Here is a 15,028-nt window from a genome sequence, read left to right as displayed (position 1 = left end):
TTTCCATGAGCGAGCAGAGCCAGGCCCCCTACGGCCAGAACACATCGGCCCCGGCCGGTACATCCCTTCCGTCCCGGGTGCGCATCCCGCACCTGGCCCGGGCCAAGGCCGAGGGGCGTCACTTCGCCATGCTGACCGCCTACGACTGCCAGATCGCATCGATCTTCGACGAGGCCGGGATCGAGGTGCTGCTGGTTGGCGATTCGGCGGCGAGCACCATGATGGGCGCCTCCTCGACGCTGCCGATCACGATGGAGGAGATGATCGTCTTCGCCCGGTCCGTGGTGGCCGGGACCAAGCGGGCCCTGGTGGTCTGCGACATGCCCTTTGGTTCCTACGAGGTCTCGGTGGAACAGGCCGTGGCCAACGGGATCCGGCTCCTGAAGGAGGCCGGGGTGCATGCGGTGAAGTTGGAGGGCGGTGCGCGCTATGCCCCGCATGTGGAGGCGATGACGGCGGCAGGAGTGCCGGTGATGGGCCACATCGGCTTCACGCCGCAGTCCGAACACGTGCTCGGAGGCTACCGGATCCAGGGCCGCGGGGAGGCGGCCCAGGTCATGATCGACGATGCACTCGCGCTGCAGGATGCCGGTTCCTTTTGCGTGCTGATGGAGATGGTCCCCACCGAGGCCGCCCGCGCCGTGGATGCGGCGCTGCGGGTGCCCACCATCGGCATCGGGGCCGGCCCGGTGACCACCGGCCAGGTCTTGGTCTGGCAGGACATGCTGGGGCTGGGCTCAGGCAGGAACCCGCGCTTCGTGAAGAAGTACGCCGAGCTGCGCCCGCTGATCACCTCGGCGGCCGCCGCGTACCTTCACGACGTGCACGCCGGCACGTTCCCCGGCCCGGAGCACGGCTTCGAGTAGCCCAGCGTGCCGGGCACCGGCATCCTGCTAGTCCTGGTCTTCGGCGTCCTCCTCATCGAACTGCTCATTGCGCCGGCGCACCTTATCCATGGCCGCTTCCGCCTCCGCCAGGGAGTCGTAGGGTCCCAGCAGCTGCGTCCAGTCCGACTGCGGCCCCTTCTCGACCTGGTGCGTCACGACATTGAACCAATACTGTCCTTCACCCGGGTTGCCCAGCATGCTGCCACCGTCCTTTCTCGTAGCCGATTCCTGGCCCCAGACTACAGCCGATGCCCCGGTACCGGAGGCCCCGGCTCGTGGCCGGAGGGATCCGGGCGATAAGATCTACTCATGCCTATTGCCTCGACAGCGCCCATCGGATCCCTCGTGCCCGGAACCATCGGTCCGGCCCGGCCGGTTCCCGCCTCCATCCCCCGCCCCGAGTACGTGGGGCGTCCCGGCCCGACCAAGTCCGAGGCCTCCGAGGTGCGCAGCCCCGAGATCATCGCGGCCATGCGCGTCGCGTCGAAAATCGCCGCCCGGGCGCTGGCCGAGGTGGGCAAGGCCATCGTCCCTGGCGTCACCACCGACGAGCTGGACCGGATCGGCCACGAATTCCTGCTGGACCACCAGGCGTACCCCTCCACGCTGGGCTACCGCGGCTTCCCGAAGTCGTTGTGCTCCTCGATTAACGAGGTCATCTGCCATGGCATCCCCGACAGCACCGTGGTGCGGGACGGGGACATCGTGAACATCGATATCACCGCCTTCATCGGTGGCGTGCATGGGGACACCAACGCCACGTTCCTGGCCGGCGACGTGGACGAGGAGTCCCGCCTGCTGGTGGAGCGCACGCAGGAATCGCTGCGCCGGGCCATCAAAGCGGTCATGCCGGGCCGCGAGATCAACGTGATCGGGCGGACCATCGCCTCCTACGCGAAGCGCTTCGGCTACGGCGTGGTGCGTGACTTCACCGGACACGGCGTGGCAGAGTCATTCCACACCGGACTGATCATCCCGCACTACGACGCCGCCCCGGCGTACAGCCGGCTGATCGAACCGGGAATGACCTTCACCATCGAACCGATGCTCACCTTGGGCACCATCGAATGGGACATGTGGGACGACGACTGGACCGCGGTGACCCGCGACCGGAAGCGCACGGCACAATTCGAACACACCCTGCTCATCAACGAGGACGGTGCCGAAATCCTCACGCTGCCCTGATCCGGAGCCGCCAGAAGCACCCAGCACGAGAGAGATCCAACGAGGAAAACCATTGTCTAAGCATAAGAACAGCCACCGGCACACCGTTGCCATCGGCGTCGACATCGGCGGCACCGGCATCAAGGGCGGCATCGTCGACCTGGAATCGGGCACGCTGCTCGGAGACCGGTTCCGCATCGATACCCCCCAGCCCTCCACCCCCGAGGCCGTGGCCGAGGTCGTGGCGCGGATCGTGGCCGAACTCGACTCCCGCCCCGAGGCGCCGGGGTCCGGCTCCCCGGTCGGCGTCTGCTTCCCGGCGATCATCCACCACGGAGTGGCCCGCTCGGCGGCGAACATCGACAAGTCCTGGATCGATACCGACGTGGACGGGCTGCTCCGCTCCGCGCTCGACCGTCCCGTGCACGTGATGAACGATGCCGATGCCGCAGGACTCTCCGAGGTCCGCTACGGCGCGGGCCGCGACGTGGCCGGCTCGGTGCTGGTGATCACCCTGGGCACCGGCATCGGTTCGGCGCTGATCCACGACGGCGTGCTGGTTCCCAATGTGGAGCTCGGCCACCTGGAGCTCGACGGCGCCGGCGCCGAGACGCGGGCCTCGGCCGCCGCCCGCGAACGCGAGGACCTGTCCTGGCCGGACTACGCCGCGCGCCTGCAGCGGTTCTTCTCGCACGTGGAGTTCCTGTTCTCCCCGAACCTGTTCATCATCGGCGGCGGGATTTCCAAGCGCAGCGACGACTACCTTCCACTGCTGGAGATCAACACGCCGATCCAGGTCGCCGCGTTGAAGAACAACGCCGGCATCGTCGGCTCTGCGCTGCAGTCGGCCATCGCTGAGAAGCTGGCCTGATCAACGGCTCTGGCGGTTAAACAAGAATCCGGGGTGGTAGCTGCGGCCCTCGGGCCGCAGCTACCACCCCGGATTCTTCTGAAGGCGGCTTCCTAGCTGGCGCCGAGCGGACGCTGGCGCCCGGTGACCACGGAACCGCGTTCGGCGCGCAACTTGGCGATCGCCCGTTCGAAGTCCTCAAGCGAACCGAAGTCCTGGTACACGCTGGCGAAGCGCAGGTAGGCGATCTCGTCGAGCTGCTGCAGCGGGGTCAGGATCGCCAGGCCCACCTGGTGGGCGTCGATTTCGGCGGCACCGGAGGAGCGCACCGCCTCCTCGACCTCCTGGGCGAGCAGAGCCAGGTCGTCATCGGTGACCGGGCGGCCCTGGCAGGCCTTGCGGACGCCGTTGATGACCTTGGCGCGGGAGAACGGCTCGGCGACGCCGGAGCGCTTGAGCACGTTCATGCTGGTCGTTTCGGCCGTGGTGAAACGTCGCCCGCAGGCGGCACACTGGCGGCGCCGGCGGATCGCCGTTCCGTCGTCGGTGAGCCTGCTGTCAACGACCCGCGATTCGGAGTTTCTACAGTACGGGCAATACATGACTGCGTCCTCCTGGTTCCTGTTGTGGCCCGGCCCGGGGACCGGAACGGGTTTCTACTTGACACAACTACATCACAACACCGTCGGTCGCGCCGCTTTTCCGCCATCCGGCAGCGTCGTGGCGCGCACGGGCCGGCCAGATGACTGCTAGGCGTCATCCGCCGCGAAGCGGATGGCCACGGCATCCCCGTGCGCCGGCAGGTCCTCGGCATTGGCCAGCGTGATCACGTGCCCGGCGACCTCGCTCAGGGCCGCACGCGGGTAGTCGATGACCTGGATCGCCTTCAGGAACGTGTTCACGTTCAGACCCGAGGCGAAGGCGGCAGTGCCGCTGGTGGGCAGCACGTGGTTGGATCCGGCGCAGTAGTCGCCCAGCGACACCGGGCTGTTCTCGCCGACGAAGACGGCTCCGGCGGAGGTGATCCGGGCCGCCACGGAGGCGGGCTCGACGGTGAGGATTTCCAGGTGCTCGGCCGCGTACACGTTGGCCACGCGCACCGCCTCGTCGATGCCGTCGACAAGGATGATCGCCGACTGCGTGCCGGTCAGCGCGGTAATCACGCGTTCTGAGTGCTTCGTGGTGCCGGTCTGGATTTCCAGCGCACCGCGGACGGCAGTGGCCAGCTCGGTCGAGTCGGTGATCAGCACGGCAGCGGAGTCCGGCGCGTGTTCAGCCTGGGAAATCATGTCCGCTGCGATGTAGGCGGGGTTCGCCGCCGCATCGGCGATGATCGCGATCTCGGTGGGACCGGCTTCGGCGTCGATGCCGACGACGCCCTTGACCAGGCGCTTGGCGGTGGCAACGAACAGGTTACCGGGACCGGTGACGACGTCTACCGGCTCGATGGACAGGGCCGGGTCGGCTCCCTCGGGCACCTGGACGCCATAGGCGAACGCCGCGATGGCCTGGGCACCACCCATGGCGTGGACCTCGGTGACGCCAAGCAGCTTCGCTGCGGCCAGGATGGTCGGGTGCGGCAGCCCACCGAATTCCTTCTGCGGCGGGGAGGCCAGGGCGAGCGAGCCGACGCCGGCGGCCAGTGCGGGAACGGCGTTCATGATGACCGAGCTCGGGTAGACGGCCAGGCCGCCGGGGACATAGAGCCCGACGCGGCGGACCGGCACCCAGCGCTGGGTGACGGTCGCGCCCTGCGGGTAGCTGGTGGTGGTGTCGCCGGGCACCTGGGCGGCGGAGAAATCGCGGGCGCGGGAGATGGACTCCTCCAGCCCCGCGCGGATGGCCGGATCCAGGTTCTCCAGCGCGGCATCGATGGCCTCGGCCGGGACGCGAGTGTACTCCTGCTCGACGCCGTCGAACCGCTTGGCTAAAGCCGCCAGTGCGGCGAAGCCTTCGGCGCGCACCGAAGCGATGATGGTTTCCACGGCTTCGGCCGCCGTGGCGAAGTTCAGTTCTGCACGCGGCAGCGTCGCCTTCAGCCCCGCGTGATCCAACCGCGTTCCACGCAGGTCAAGGGTGTCGAGGGCGGAAAAGGGCACGGTGCTGGCTGGGGAAGTCACCATGCCAGTTTACCGGGGGCCGGACACATCTCCTGTTTGCCATGGTCCAGCGGCGCTTAATAATCGATCACGTGCGTTCCTGCGCGTCGCACCGGCCCGATGGTTGCCGCACCACGCGCGCGAGGGCCGTCCATGGCTAGACGTCCAGGCAGGTGGGGCCAAGCAGCACTTTCAGGTCACCGAAGAGTGCCGAGTTCGGGTTCACCCGGTACTCAATGCCCAAGCGCATCAGCTGGATGCTGCGCGAGCCGGTGAGCTTGACCCGGACCTCGTTGGTGCCGGGGTGGGTCTTGAGCACATCGCCGAGGCTGGCAACGACCTCCTCGGTGGCCTTGTGCGCAGGCAGGGAGATGACCACGGGCCCCCCATCGCCGTCCTCGTTGATTTCCGGGACCGTCAGTTCCTGGGCGTTCAGCGTGATCTGCCCGTCGTCGCGCTTCTGCAGGCGGCCCTTGACGACCACGATCAGGTCCTCGGCGAGGACATTGGCGATCGGCTGGTAGGCGTTGCCGAAGAACATGACCTCCATCGAGCCGGAAAGGTCCTCGATCTCGCAGCGGGCGTAGGCGTTGCCGCTGTTCTTGGCGATCCTGCGCTGCAGCGAGGTGATCATGCCGCAGATGGTGATGATGTGGCCGTCGGCTGGTCCGTCGTCGGAGAGCACCTGCGTGACCGAGAGGTCCGCGTTCTGGCTCAGCAGCCCGCCCAGGCCTTTGAGCGGGTGGTCGGAGACGTAGAGTCCGAGCATGTCGCGCTCGAAGGCCAGTTTGTCCTTCTTCTCCCAGTCTGGGACGTCGGGGACCTCCACTGCCAACGACGAACCGACGGAAGGGTCGTCGAACGCACTGAAAAGGTCGAACTGGTTGGCTGCCTCGTTGCGCTTGAGCGTGATGACCGAGTCGACGGCTTCCTCGTGGATCATCACCAGCGAGCGTCGGGTGTGGCCCATGGAGTCGAACGCGCCGGCCTTGATCAGCGATTCGATGGTCCGCTTGTTGCAGACCACCGCCGGGACCTTCTGCAGGAAGTCCGAGAAATTCTCGAAGGTTCCCTTTTCCTCGCGCGAAGAGACCATGGCGTTCACGACGTTGGCGCCGACGTTGCGGATGGCGCCCATGCCGAAGCGGATGTCCTTACCGACCGGGGTGAAATTCAAGGCGGATTCGTTGACGTCCGGAGCCAGTACGGTGATGCCCATGTGGCGGCATTCGTTCAGGTACAGGGCAAGCTTGTCCTTGTCATCGCCCACCGAGGTGAGCAGCGCCGCCATGTATTCGGAGGGGTAGTGCGCCTTGAGGTAGGCGGTCCAATAAGACACGACGCCGTAGGCGGCCGAGTGGGCCTTGTTGAAGGCGTAGTCGGAGAAGGGCAGCAGGACATCCCAGAGGGCCTTGACCGCGGCGTCGGAGAAGCCGTTGTCGTTCATGCCCTGGCGGAAGCCGGCGTACTGCTTGTCCAGCTCCGACTTCTTCTTCTTACCCATGGCACGGCGCAGGATGTCTGCCTGGCCCAGCGAGAAGCCTGCCAGCTTCTGCGCAATGGACATGACCTGCTCCTGGTACACGATCAGGCCGTAGGTTCCACCCAGCACCTCTTCTAGGGCATCCTTGAGCTCGATGTGGATCGGGGTGACTTCCTGCAGCCCGTTTTTGCGCAGTGCATAGTTGTTGTGCGAGTTCGCGCCCATCGGACCCGGGCGGTAGAGCGCGAGCACAGCGGAGATGTCTTCGAAGTTATCGGGGCGCATGAGCTTGAGCAGTGAGCGCATGGGCCCGCCGTCGAGCTGGAACACACCCAGGGTGTCACCGCGCGCCATCAGCTCGTAGGCTGCCGGGTCGGTGAGCTCGAGGCGTTCAAGGTCCAGATCGACGTTCTGGTTGGCCTTGAGGTTTTCGAGCGCGTCGGAAATGATGGTCAGGTTTCGCAAGCCCAGGAAATCCATTTTGATCAGCCCCAGGCCCTCACAGGTCGGGTAGTCGAACTGCGTAATGACCTGGCCGTCCTGGAAGCGGCGCATGATCGGGATGACGTCGATGATCGGGTCCGAGCTCATGATCACGCCGGCGGCGTGCACGCCCCATTGGCGTTTGAGGCCCTCCAGTCCCTTGGCGGTCTCGAAGACCTTCGCGGCATCCGGGTCGGTGGCGACCAGCTGGCGGAAGTCCGCTGCCTCGGAGTAGCGCTTGGCCTTGGGGTCCTCGATATCCGAGAGCAGGATGTCCTTGGCCATGACTGCCGGGGGCAGCGCCTTGGTCAGCGATTCGCCCATGCTGAAGGGGTAGCCCAGCACGCGAGAGGAGTCCTTCAGCGCCTGCTTGGTCTTGATCGAGCCGTAGGTCACGATCATGGCAACGCGTTCGTCGCCGTACTTCTCGGTCACGTACTTGATGACCTCGGCGCGGCGCCTATCATCGAAGTCAACGTCGAAGTCGGGCATGGAAACGCGTTCCGGGTTCAGGAAGCGTTCGAAGATCAGGCCGTGGACCAGCGGGTCCAGGTCGGTGATGCGCAGCACGTAGGCGATCATCGAGCCGGCGCCCGAACCACGGCCGGGACCGACGCGGATCCCGTTTTCCTTGGACCAGTTGATGAAGTCGGCAACGACCAGGAAGTAGCCGGGGAAGCCCATCTTGGTGATGACATCCAGCTCGTAGTCGGCCTGCTTGCGCGAGGCGTCCGGGATGCCGCCCGGGTAGCGGTAGGCCAGGCCCTTGTCGACCTCCTTCACCAGCCAGGAGTCCTCGTTCTCCCCCGGCGGGCAGGGGAACTTGGGCATGTAGTTCGCGTCGGTGTTGAACGAGACCTCGCAGCGCTCGGCAATGCGCAACGTGTTGTCGCAGGCCTCGGGCAGCTCGCGGAACAGGTGGCGCATCTCGGCCGGGGACTTGAGGTAGTAGCCGGAACCGGAGAACGCGAAGCGCGACCCGCCCTGGTCGTAGGTCGGCTCGTCCAGCCGGGAGCCGGACTGCAGCGCCAGCAGTGCCTCGTGGGCCTTGGCATCGTGCTCATGGGTATAGTGCAGGTCGTTGGTGGCCACCAGCGGGATGCTCAGGTCCTTGGCCAGACGCATCAGGTCCCCGGTGACGCGGCGTTCGATGTCCAGCCCGTGGTCCATCAGTTCGCAGAAGTAGTTCTCCGCACCGAAGATGTCCTGGTACTCGGAGGCGGCTTTCACCGCTTCCTTGTACTGGCCCAGGCGCAGCTTGGTCTGCACCTCGCCCGAGGGACAGCCCGTGGTGGCGATCAGGCCCGGGCTGTAGGTTTCGAGCAGTTCGCGGTCCAGCCGCGGGTACTTTCCGAAGGCCGAATCCAACGACCCGATCGAGGAAGCGCGGAAGAGGTTGCGCATGCCCTGGTTGTTGTAGCTGAGCAGCGTCATGTGGGTATAGGAACCGCCGCCGGAGACGTCGTCCTTGCGCTGGTTTTCTTCACCCCAGCGCACACGGGTTTTGTCGTTGCGTGCCGTTCCCGGGGTGATGTATGCCTCGACGCCGATGATCGGGCGGATGCCGGCGTCCGTTGCCTTCTTCCAGAAGTCGAAGGCACCGAAGAGGTAACCGTGGTCGGTCGTGGCCAGGGAGGTCATCCCCAGCCGTTCGGTTTCCTTGAATAGCTCCCCCAGGCGCGCCGCGCCGTCGAGCATGGAGTATTCGGTATGCGTGTGAAGGTGAACGAATCCCTCGGAGTCTGAGCTAGCCACCCCTCCAGTCTAGGTTGTCCCGTGGAGCCCTCGGGCACCTCGGGCCGGCTACCCGGTGTGAGAACAATGATGCCCCGCCGGGAAACCGGCAGGGCATCAGTGTGGCTTGGGCAGGCGGCCTAGAACTGGCCGTCGCGCAGCAGTTCCAGTGACTGCGTCAGATCCAGCGGGTATTCGCTGGTGTACTGGACCCACTCCCCGGTGACCGGGTGCGGGAAGCCGAGCTTGTAGGCATGCAGCCACTGCCGGGTCAGCCCCAGGGAAGCTGCCAGCTTCGGATCAGCTCCATAGGTCTGGTCTCCGACGCAGGGGTGGCGCAGCGCCGAGAAGTGAACACGGATCTGGTGGGTGCGGCCTGTTTCCAGGTGGACCTCCACCAGCGAGGCCCGGCCGAAGGCCTCGAGCACCTCGTAGTGGGTGATGGAGTCACGGCCGTCCTCGATGACGGCAAACTTCCAGTCGTGTCCCGGGTGACGCCCGATGGGGGCATCGATGGTCCCCTTCATCGGATCGGGCAACCCCTGGACCACCGCGTGGTAGATCTTCTCGGGTGTGCGTTCCTTGAACGCGCGCTTCAACGCGGTGTAGGCGCGCTCCGACTTGGCCACTACCATCAGCCCGGAGGTGCCGACGTCCAGGCGGTGCACGATGCCCTGGCGTTCGGCCGCACCGGAGGTGGAGATGCGGTAGCCCGCGGCGATCAGTGCGCCGACGACAGTGGGGCCGACCCATCCCGGCGAGGGGTGGGCAGCAACGCCGACCGGCTTGTCGATGACTACGTAGTCCTCGTCATCGGCGATGATCTTCAGGTCTTCCACTAATTCAACCCTTATTTCGAGCGGATCCGGGCGTACCGGAATGGTGATCTCCAGGACGTCTCCGGCATTGACCTTCTTGGACTTGCCCAGGGGCCGTCCGTTGGAGACCACGTTGGACTCGGAACACAGCAGGGCAGCCGAGGCTCGCGAGATGCCCAGCTCCACCGAGACATAGGCATCGGCCCGCGTCCCGGCGTCCTCTTCGGCCACCAGCAGCGTGGTGTGCCCGACTGGTGTTGTGCCTACGGGTCCGGTCACGTGGCTTCCCCCTCGGTGTTTGACTCGTCGGCGGCGGGATCGGAGGCGTGCTTCTTATTGTTTCCCACGCGTCCGCCACCGATCTCGCGACCGGTGAACATCAGCAGGCAGATGCCGATCATCGAGCAGACGATGAGCATGTCGGCGACGTTGAAGATAGCGAAGTTCGGCAAGGCGATGAAGTCGACCACGTGTCCGTGCCCGAAGGACGGAGGGCGGAAGATGCGGTCTGTCAGGTTTCCAGCGACGCCGCCGATCAGCCCGCCCAGGGCAAGTGCCCAGGGCCGGGATCCGAGCTTGCGCAGGAGGAAGACGACCACGTACAGCAACACCACGGCCTGGATGATGGTGAAGATCCAGGTGGAGTCCGCTCCCATGGAAAAGGCCGCCCCGGGGTTGCGGATGGAGTACCAGCGCAACAGCGGCGGGAAAACGTCGATGATTTGCCCTTCGTACATCCTGGTGACCACGAGGTGCTTGGTGTACTGGTCAAGGGCGTAGCCGACGAGGGCGACCGCCACCGATACGAACAGCAGTCGACGAAGCAGGGGGCTGCGGGCCGGGGCCGCGGGACGGGGAGCGCCGTCGGTCGGATCAGTCTCTTTTTCCATGATTCCCTTTAAACGTGTTGTTGGCGGCCGGGAGTTCCCGACCGCCAACAACTTGAGGCCGTGGCCGATCCTGGGGATCGGTCGTGGCTGATAATGCTAGGCGTTTTCCTTGGAATCCGGCGAGTCCATGGAGCCCTTGGCTTCGAGGTCGCGGAGCTGACCCTCGATGTAGGTCTTCAGGCGGGCACGGTAGTCGCGCTCGAAGCCGCGCAGCTGCTCGACCTTGCGCTCAAGGACCGACTTCTGCTGCTCGAGGGCGGAGAGCGTCTTACGGCTCTTCTCCTCGGCGTCGTTGACAAGGCTGTGTGCTTCGACCTTGGCCTCGGCAATGATCTTGTCACGCTGCTCCACACCGGCTCCGACGTACTCGTCGTGCAGGCGCTGGGCCATGGCCAGGACACCGGCTGCCGATTCGGCGGTTGAGGTCTGTGCCGGGGCCGCGGGTGCAGCTGCTGCCGCGACCTTCGGTGCCTCGGCCTTTGCCGATTCGACGACGGGCTTGGCTTCTTCCTTGGCCGGTTCCGCTGCCTTGGCGGCGGGGGTGGCTGCGACGGGAGCGGGCACTGCCTGCTCGCCTTCGCCGGCTCCGGACTCGGAGAGGCGGCGACGCAGCTCCTCATTCTCCTGGGTCAGTCGACGCAGTTCCACGACGATCTCGTCAAGGAAGTCGTCAACCTCGTCCTGATCGTAGCCTTCACGGAATTTAGTGGGCTGGAAGCGTTTGTTGACTACATCTTCTGGCGTGAGCGCCATCTGGTCACCTCGATACTTGGTTCTCTCCCCCGACCGCTGCTGCGGCCCGAGTACACTTACCGTTCTTGGCGCGCCGACCAGTGTCGCCGTTACGCCTAATGTGACAAGACTATAACGACGAAACCGGCCATGGCTAAACACCACGACGTTTGCTTCAGACACCGGACCTTTCGGTCGGCATCATCCTTCTCTTCAAACAGCCTAGACCGAACTACCCACTCCGCGCACTATCAACTTCAAGATGATGGTAGCGAAGTACAAAATGATAAAGGCCAGATCAAGCCGCATTCCCCCGAGATCTAGGGGTTTAATGCGTGAGCGCAACCAGCGCATGGGCGGGTCCGTCACACGGGCCACGACACTGACTGTCAGCAGCGCGATGCCCCGAGGCCGCCAGGAGCGGGCGAACATTTCAGTGACGTCCAACACGATGCGCATCAACAACATGACTTGCAACACGGTCAGTGCCGCGTAGATGATTCCAAAGAGCCAGGTCACGGTATCAGGTATTCCCGCCGCTAGCTCTGGTTGAAGAACGTGGCCTGGGTGTCCGAGGACTTCTTGTCCTCGCCCAGCACCTCGACCGTGGAGGGGGACAGCAGGAAGACCTTGTTCGTGACCCGCTCGATGCTGCCGTGCAGGGCAAACACCAGCCCGGCGGAGAAGTCCACCAGTCGCTTGGCGTCCGCTTCACCCATGTCTGTGACATTCATGATGACCGGGATGCCGTCGCGGAAGCTCTCGCCGATGATCTTCGCATCGTTGTAGGAGCGGGGGTGAACCGTGGTGATCTGACGCAATGAAGAGTCCTCGTCCCGTACTGATGGTGCGCGCTTAATGGGTGTTACCGGAGCGCGGTATTCGTTTTCTGCAGGCTCCGGGGTGGGGGCGACCTGGGCTAATGGCCGTTCCTCCTTGGCAGCAGGTTCCGGGGCGCGCACTTCTTCCCGCACGCCGGTGTCGTACTGCTCTGAGTCGTAGTTCTCGTCACCGTCGGCGAGTCCCAGGTAGATCATCGTCTTGCGCAGGGCGCCAGCCATGGTCTTCTCCTTATGATCGTGCGCGGTCCGCTACCGGCCGCTGAGTCTCCGCTACTTTCGACGCTACAGTAACCCCGGGCGCGGCCCGAGGACATCCGAGCCAATGCGCAGGTGTGTCGCACCAGCCGCCACCGCAGCCTCCAGGTCCTGGCTCATCCCGGCCGAAACCACACCGGCTTCGGGGTATTCGACCCGCAGCTGCCCCGAGAGTTCCATCAGCTTCGCGAAGGCCGGGACCGGGTCGGTTCCCAGTGGTGCGACGGCCATCAGGCCCCGCAGCCGCAGGTGCCGCGTGGAGGCGATGGATGCAGCCAAATCGAGCATCGTGGCGGGGTCCGCTCCCCCGCGGCCGAATCCGGTACCCTCCTCGGGCACCGAGGGATCCTCCCGCAGATCCAGCTGGATCAGCACGTTCATCGGTTTCCGTTCGGGCAGGCCTTGTTCAGTACGGCGTCCGATTTCACGATCCATCGCGTTATCCAATGCCGCAACTAGCGCTGGCCGGTCAACGGACTGGACGGTTGCGGCGTAACGAACCACGGATTTTGCCTTGTTGCTCTGCAGCTGGCCAATGAAGTTCCAGTCCAGCGCGATGCCCTGGGCACGTGTCTCGGCGGCCTTGAGGGACGCCTCCTGGTCGCGGTTCTCACCGACCTGGCGCACGCCCATGGAGGAGAGAAGCACGACATCGGAGGCGGGGAAGAACTTGGTGACGACGATCAGTTCGGGTTCGGCATCGCGTCCGGCGGCCAGCGTGGCCGCGCTGATGCGCGTCCGCACCCGGGTGAGCCGCTCGAGCAGGTCGGCCCCGCGGTCGGGGCCCTGTGTGGTTTCGGGGGTCGTGCTCACTGTGCTGCGTTCCTCGCCTTGTCTTGATCCACGGGCCAGAGCAGGCCCGCAAGCCTGCCTGTGCTGTTGTCGCGCCGGTAGGAGTAGAAACGTTTGTCCTCCAGCGTGCAGATGCCGCTTTCCTCGACGCGTACGCCCAGCGCGCGTAGCTGTGCCGCCGCGGCCGCGGGCAGGTTCAGGGCCGGAGTTCCGGTCCGAGTGCTGGTGGTGATGCCTGGGAGCTGCAACTCGGCCTCGGCCGACATGTCCCGCGGGACCTCGTAGCAGGCTCCACAGATGGAGGGGCCGATCCAGGCGTGGACGTCGGTGCCGCCAGCGGCACGCAGCCGCTCCACTGCATCGGGAAGGATGCCGTCGAGCAGTCCGCGGCGTCCGGCGTGCGCAACGGCCGTGGCCGTGCCCGAGGCCGTGGACGCAATGAAGAGGACGGGCAGGCAGTCGGCGACCATGACGGCCAGCGCCCCGTCGCCGCACGGGCTGATCAGCCCGTCGGCCGTCGGGTGCCCTGAGGCGGTCGATGCCGTCAGCACATCGGCTCCGGCGTCGAGAATGATCGTGGAGTGGATCTGATCCATGTACCAGAACCGCTGAGCGTCCAGGCCCAGGGAGGCTTCCAATTCCCGGCGCCTCATGAGCACGGCCTCGGGATCGTCGCCCACATGCAAGGCGAGGTTGCCCTGATCCACCGTCGTGAAAGCTACACCGACACCGGGAAAACGCGCGGGGTAATAGCGGAGCATCTGGACAACCTCATGGCCTTGCAGTGGATGTTGCGCGGGTTCTACTTCAGGAAGTCGGGGACATCGAGGTCATCGTGCGAACCGGTCAGGTCCTGTTCGACGATGGCCGGGAGTTCCTCGAAGGCCGGCTCGTTGCTGGCAACCGGAGCAGCCACGGGAGCGGCGGCGGGAGCGGCAGCCGGAGCCGCCGGGATGGCCGGAGCCGAGCGGTGGCTGGCGTAGGCCGGGACGGCCGGGGCGCTGGTGACATCGACCTGGTCGAAGCCGGCGGCAATCACCGTGACCCGGGCCTCGTCGCCCAGGGCGTCGTCGATGACGGCGCCGAAGATGATGTTGGCTTCCGGGTGGGCGACTTCCTGCACGAGGCGGGCGGCCTCGTTGATTTCGAACAGGCCAAGGTCCGAGCCACCCTGGATGGAGAGCAGCACGCCATGCGCGCCGTCAATGGAGGCTTCAAGCAGCGGCGAGGCGATGGCCAGCTCCGCAGCCTTGACCGCGCGGTCTTCACCGCGGGCCGAGCCGATGCCCATGAGCGCTGAACCGGCGCCCTGCATGACCGACTTGACGTCCGCGAAGTCGAGGTTGATCAGGCCCGGAGTGGTGATGAGGTCGGTGATGCCCTGGACGCCCGAAAGCAGCACCTGGTCGGCCTGGCGGAAGGCGTCGAGCACCGAGACGTTGCGGTCGCTGATCGAGAGCAGGCGGTCGTTCGGGATCACGATGAGCGTGTCGACCTCGTCGCGCAGCGCCTCGATGCCGTTGTCGGCACTGGTGGCGCGCCGGCGGCCCTCGAAGGTGAACGGACGGGTGACGACGCCGATGGTCAGTGCGCCCAGCGAGCGGGCGATGCGGGCCACCACGGGCGCGCCACCGGTACCGGTGCCGCCGCCCTCGCCGGCCGTCACGAAGACCATGTCCGCTCCGCGGATGACCTCCTCGATTTCCTCGGCGTGATCTTCAGCGGCCTGACGGCCGACGTCGGGATTGGCGCCGGCGCCAAGGCCGCGCGTGAGTTCGCGTCCGACATCGAGCTTGACGTCGGCATCGCTCATCAGCAGTGCCTGGGCATCCGTATTGATCGCGATGAATTCAACGCCGCGCAGGCCAACTTCGATCATGCGGTTCACGGCATTGACGCCGCCACCGCCGATGCCGACGACCTTAATCACGGCGAGGTAGTTCTGTGGAGCTGCCACGTCCTGTTTTCCCTTGTTCGATGTACTGCTGGCCGGTGGGGC

At 65.7% G+C, this 15,028-nt stretch carries 15 protein-coding genes; 3 read left to right on the top strand and 12 right to left on the bottom strand.

Going from position 1 to position 15,028, the window contains the following annotated elements; genetic code table 11:
* The first annotated feature begins 5 nt into the window (after nt 1-5).
* A complete protein-coding gene (gene panB / locus E9229_RS13915) occupies nt 6-866 on the top strand; it encodes a 3-methyl-2-oxobutanoate hydroxymethyltransferase (RefSeq protein WP_183512210.1) in 861 nt (286 codons plus the stop codon).
* A 27-nt stretch (nt 867-893) separates the two neighbouring features.
* Here the strand turns inward: panB and E9229_RS13910 are convergent, their stop codons facing one another.
* Nucleotides 894-1,085 carry an SPOR domain-containing protein gene (locus E9229_RS13910; RefSeq protein WP_183512209.1) on the bottom strand — a complete coding sequence of 64 codons (192 nt, stop codon included), beginning with the start codon at nt 1,083-1,085 and terminating at the stop codon, nt 894-896.
* Nucleotides 1,086-1,196: 111 nt separating this feature from the next.
* Between E9229_RS13910 and map the strand changes: the two genes are divergently transcribed.
* The gene (map, locus tag E9229_RS13905; protein WP_183512208.1) at nt 1,197-2,072 is read left to right on the top strand and encodes a type I methionyl aminopeptidase; all 876 of its coding nucleotides are present in this window, start codon (nt 1,197-1,199) and stop codon (nt 2,070-2,072) included.
* A gap of 52 nt (nt 2,073-2,124) precedes the next feature.
* A complete protein-coding gene (gene ppgK, locus E9229_RS13900) occupies nt 2,125-2,922 on the top strand; it encodes a polyphosphate--glucose phosphotransferase (RefSeq protein WP_183512207.1) in 798 nt (265 codons plus the stop codon).
* A 92-nt stretch (nt 2,923-3,014) separates the two neighbouring features.
* On the opposite strand, the gene nrdR is transcribed toward ppgK, so the two are convergent.
* From nrdR to ftsZ, 11 genes are all read right to left on the bottom strand, one after another.
* A complete protein-coding gene (gene nrdR, locus E9229_RS13895) occupies nt 3,015-3,503 on the bottom strand; it encodes a transcriptional regulator NrdR (RefSeq protein ID WP_183512205.1) in 489 nt (162 codons plus the stop codon).
* Between the two features lie 147 nt (nt 3,504-3,650).
* Nucleotides 3,651-5,024 carry a histidinol dehydrogenase gene (hisD, locus tag E9229_RS13890; RefSeq protein ID WP_183512204.1) on the bottom strand — a complete coding sequence of 458 codons (1,374 nt, stop codon included), beginning with the start codon at nt 5,022-5,024 and terminating at the stop codon, nt 3,651-3,653.
* A gap of 133 nt (nt 5,025-5,157) precedes the next feature.
* Nucleotides 5,158-8,721: a DNA polymerase III subunit alpha gene (gene dnaE / locus E9229_RS13885; RefSeq protein WP_183512203.1), complete on the bottom strand. Its 3,564-nt coding sequence runs from the start codon at nt 8,719-8,721 to the stop codon at nt 5,158-5,160.
* Nucleotides 8,722-8,840: 119 nt separating this feature from the next.
* Nucleotides 8,841-9,797 (bottom strand): RluA family pseudouridine synthase, encoded by a 957-nt coding sequence (locus tag E9229_RS13880; protein ID WP_312855713.1) that lies wholly within the window; start codon nt 9,795-9,797, stop codon nt 8,841-8,843.
* Entirely contained in the window at nt 9,794-10,408 is a 615-nt protein-coding gene (gene lspA / locus E9229_RS13875; protein ID WP_183512202.1) for a signal peptidase II, read from the bottom strand. The genes E9229_RS13880 and lspA overlap by 4 nt, the downstream gene beginning before the upstream one ends.
* A gap of 96 nt (nt 10,409-10,504) precedes the next feature.
* On the bottom strand, nt 10,505-11,161 hold the full coding sequence (locus E9229_RS13870) for a DivIVA domain-containing protein (RefSeq protein ID WP_183512201.1): 657 nt from the start codon (nt 11,159-11,161) through the stop codon (nt 10,505-10,507).
* A 201-nt stretch (nt 11,162-11,362) separates the two neighbouring features.
* Nucleotides 11,363-11,659 (bottom strand): YggT family protein, encoded by a 297-nt coding sequence (locus E9229_RS13865; protein WP_183512200.1) that lies wholly within the window; start codon nt 11,657-11,659, stop codon nt 11,363-11,365.
* A 20-nt stretch (nt 11,660-11,679) separates the two neighbouring features.
* Nucleotides 11,680-12,201 carry a cell division protein SepF gene (locus tag E9229_RS13860; protein WP_183512199.1) on the bottom strand — a complete coding sequence of 174 codons (522 nt, stop codon included), beginning with the start codon at nt 12,199-12,201 and terminating at the stop codon, nt 11,680-11,682.
* A gap of 63 nt (nt 12,202-12,264) precedes the next feature.
* Nucleotides 12,265-13,050: a YggS family pyridoxal phosphate-dependent enzyme gene (locus tag E9229_RS13855; RefSeq protein ID WP_183512198.1), complete on the bottom strand. Its 786-nt coding sequence runs from the start codon at nt 13,048-13,050 to the stop codon at nt 12,265-12,267.
* Complete coding sequence (locus E9229_RS13850; RefSeq protein ID WP_183512197.1) at nt 13,047-13,790, bottom strand: polyphenol oxidase family protein; 744 nt, start codon at nt 13,788-13,790, stop codon at nt 13,047-13,049. The genes E9229_RS13855 and E9229_RS13850 overlap by 4 nt, the downstream gene beginning before the upstream one ends.
* Before the next feature lie 41 nt (nt 13,791-13,831).
* Nucleotides 13,832-14,986 (bottom strand): cell division protein FtsZ, encoded by a 1,155-nt coding sequence (gene ftsZ / locus E9229_RS13845; protein ID WP_183512196.1) that lies wholly within the window; start codon nt 14,984-14,986, stop codon nt 13,832-13,834.
* Nucleotides 14,987-15,028 lie beyond the last annotated feature (42 nt).

It is taken from the genome of Paeniglutamicibacter cryotolerans (assembly GCF_014190875.1).
Taxonomy (GTDB): Bacteria; Actinomycetota; Actinomycetes; order Actinomycetales; family Micrococcaceae; genus Paeniglutamicibacter; species Paeniglutamicibacter cryotolerans.
Note: the sequence above shows the minus strand (reverse complement) of the source record. Positions and strands in the feature narration are given on the sequence as shown.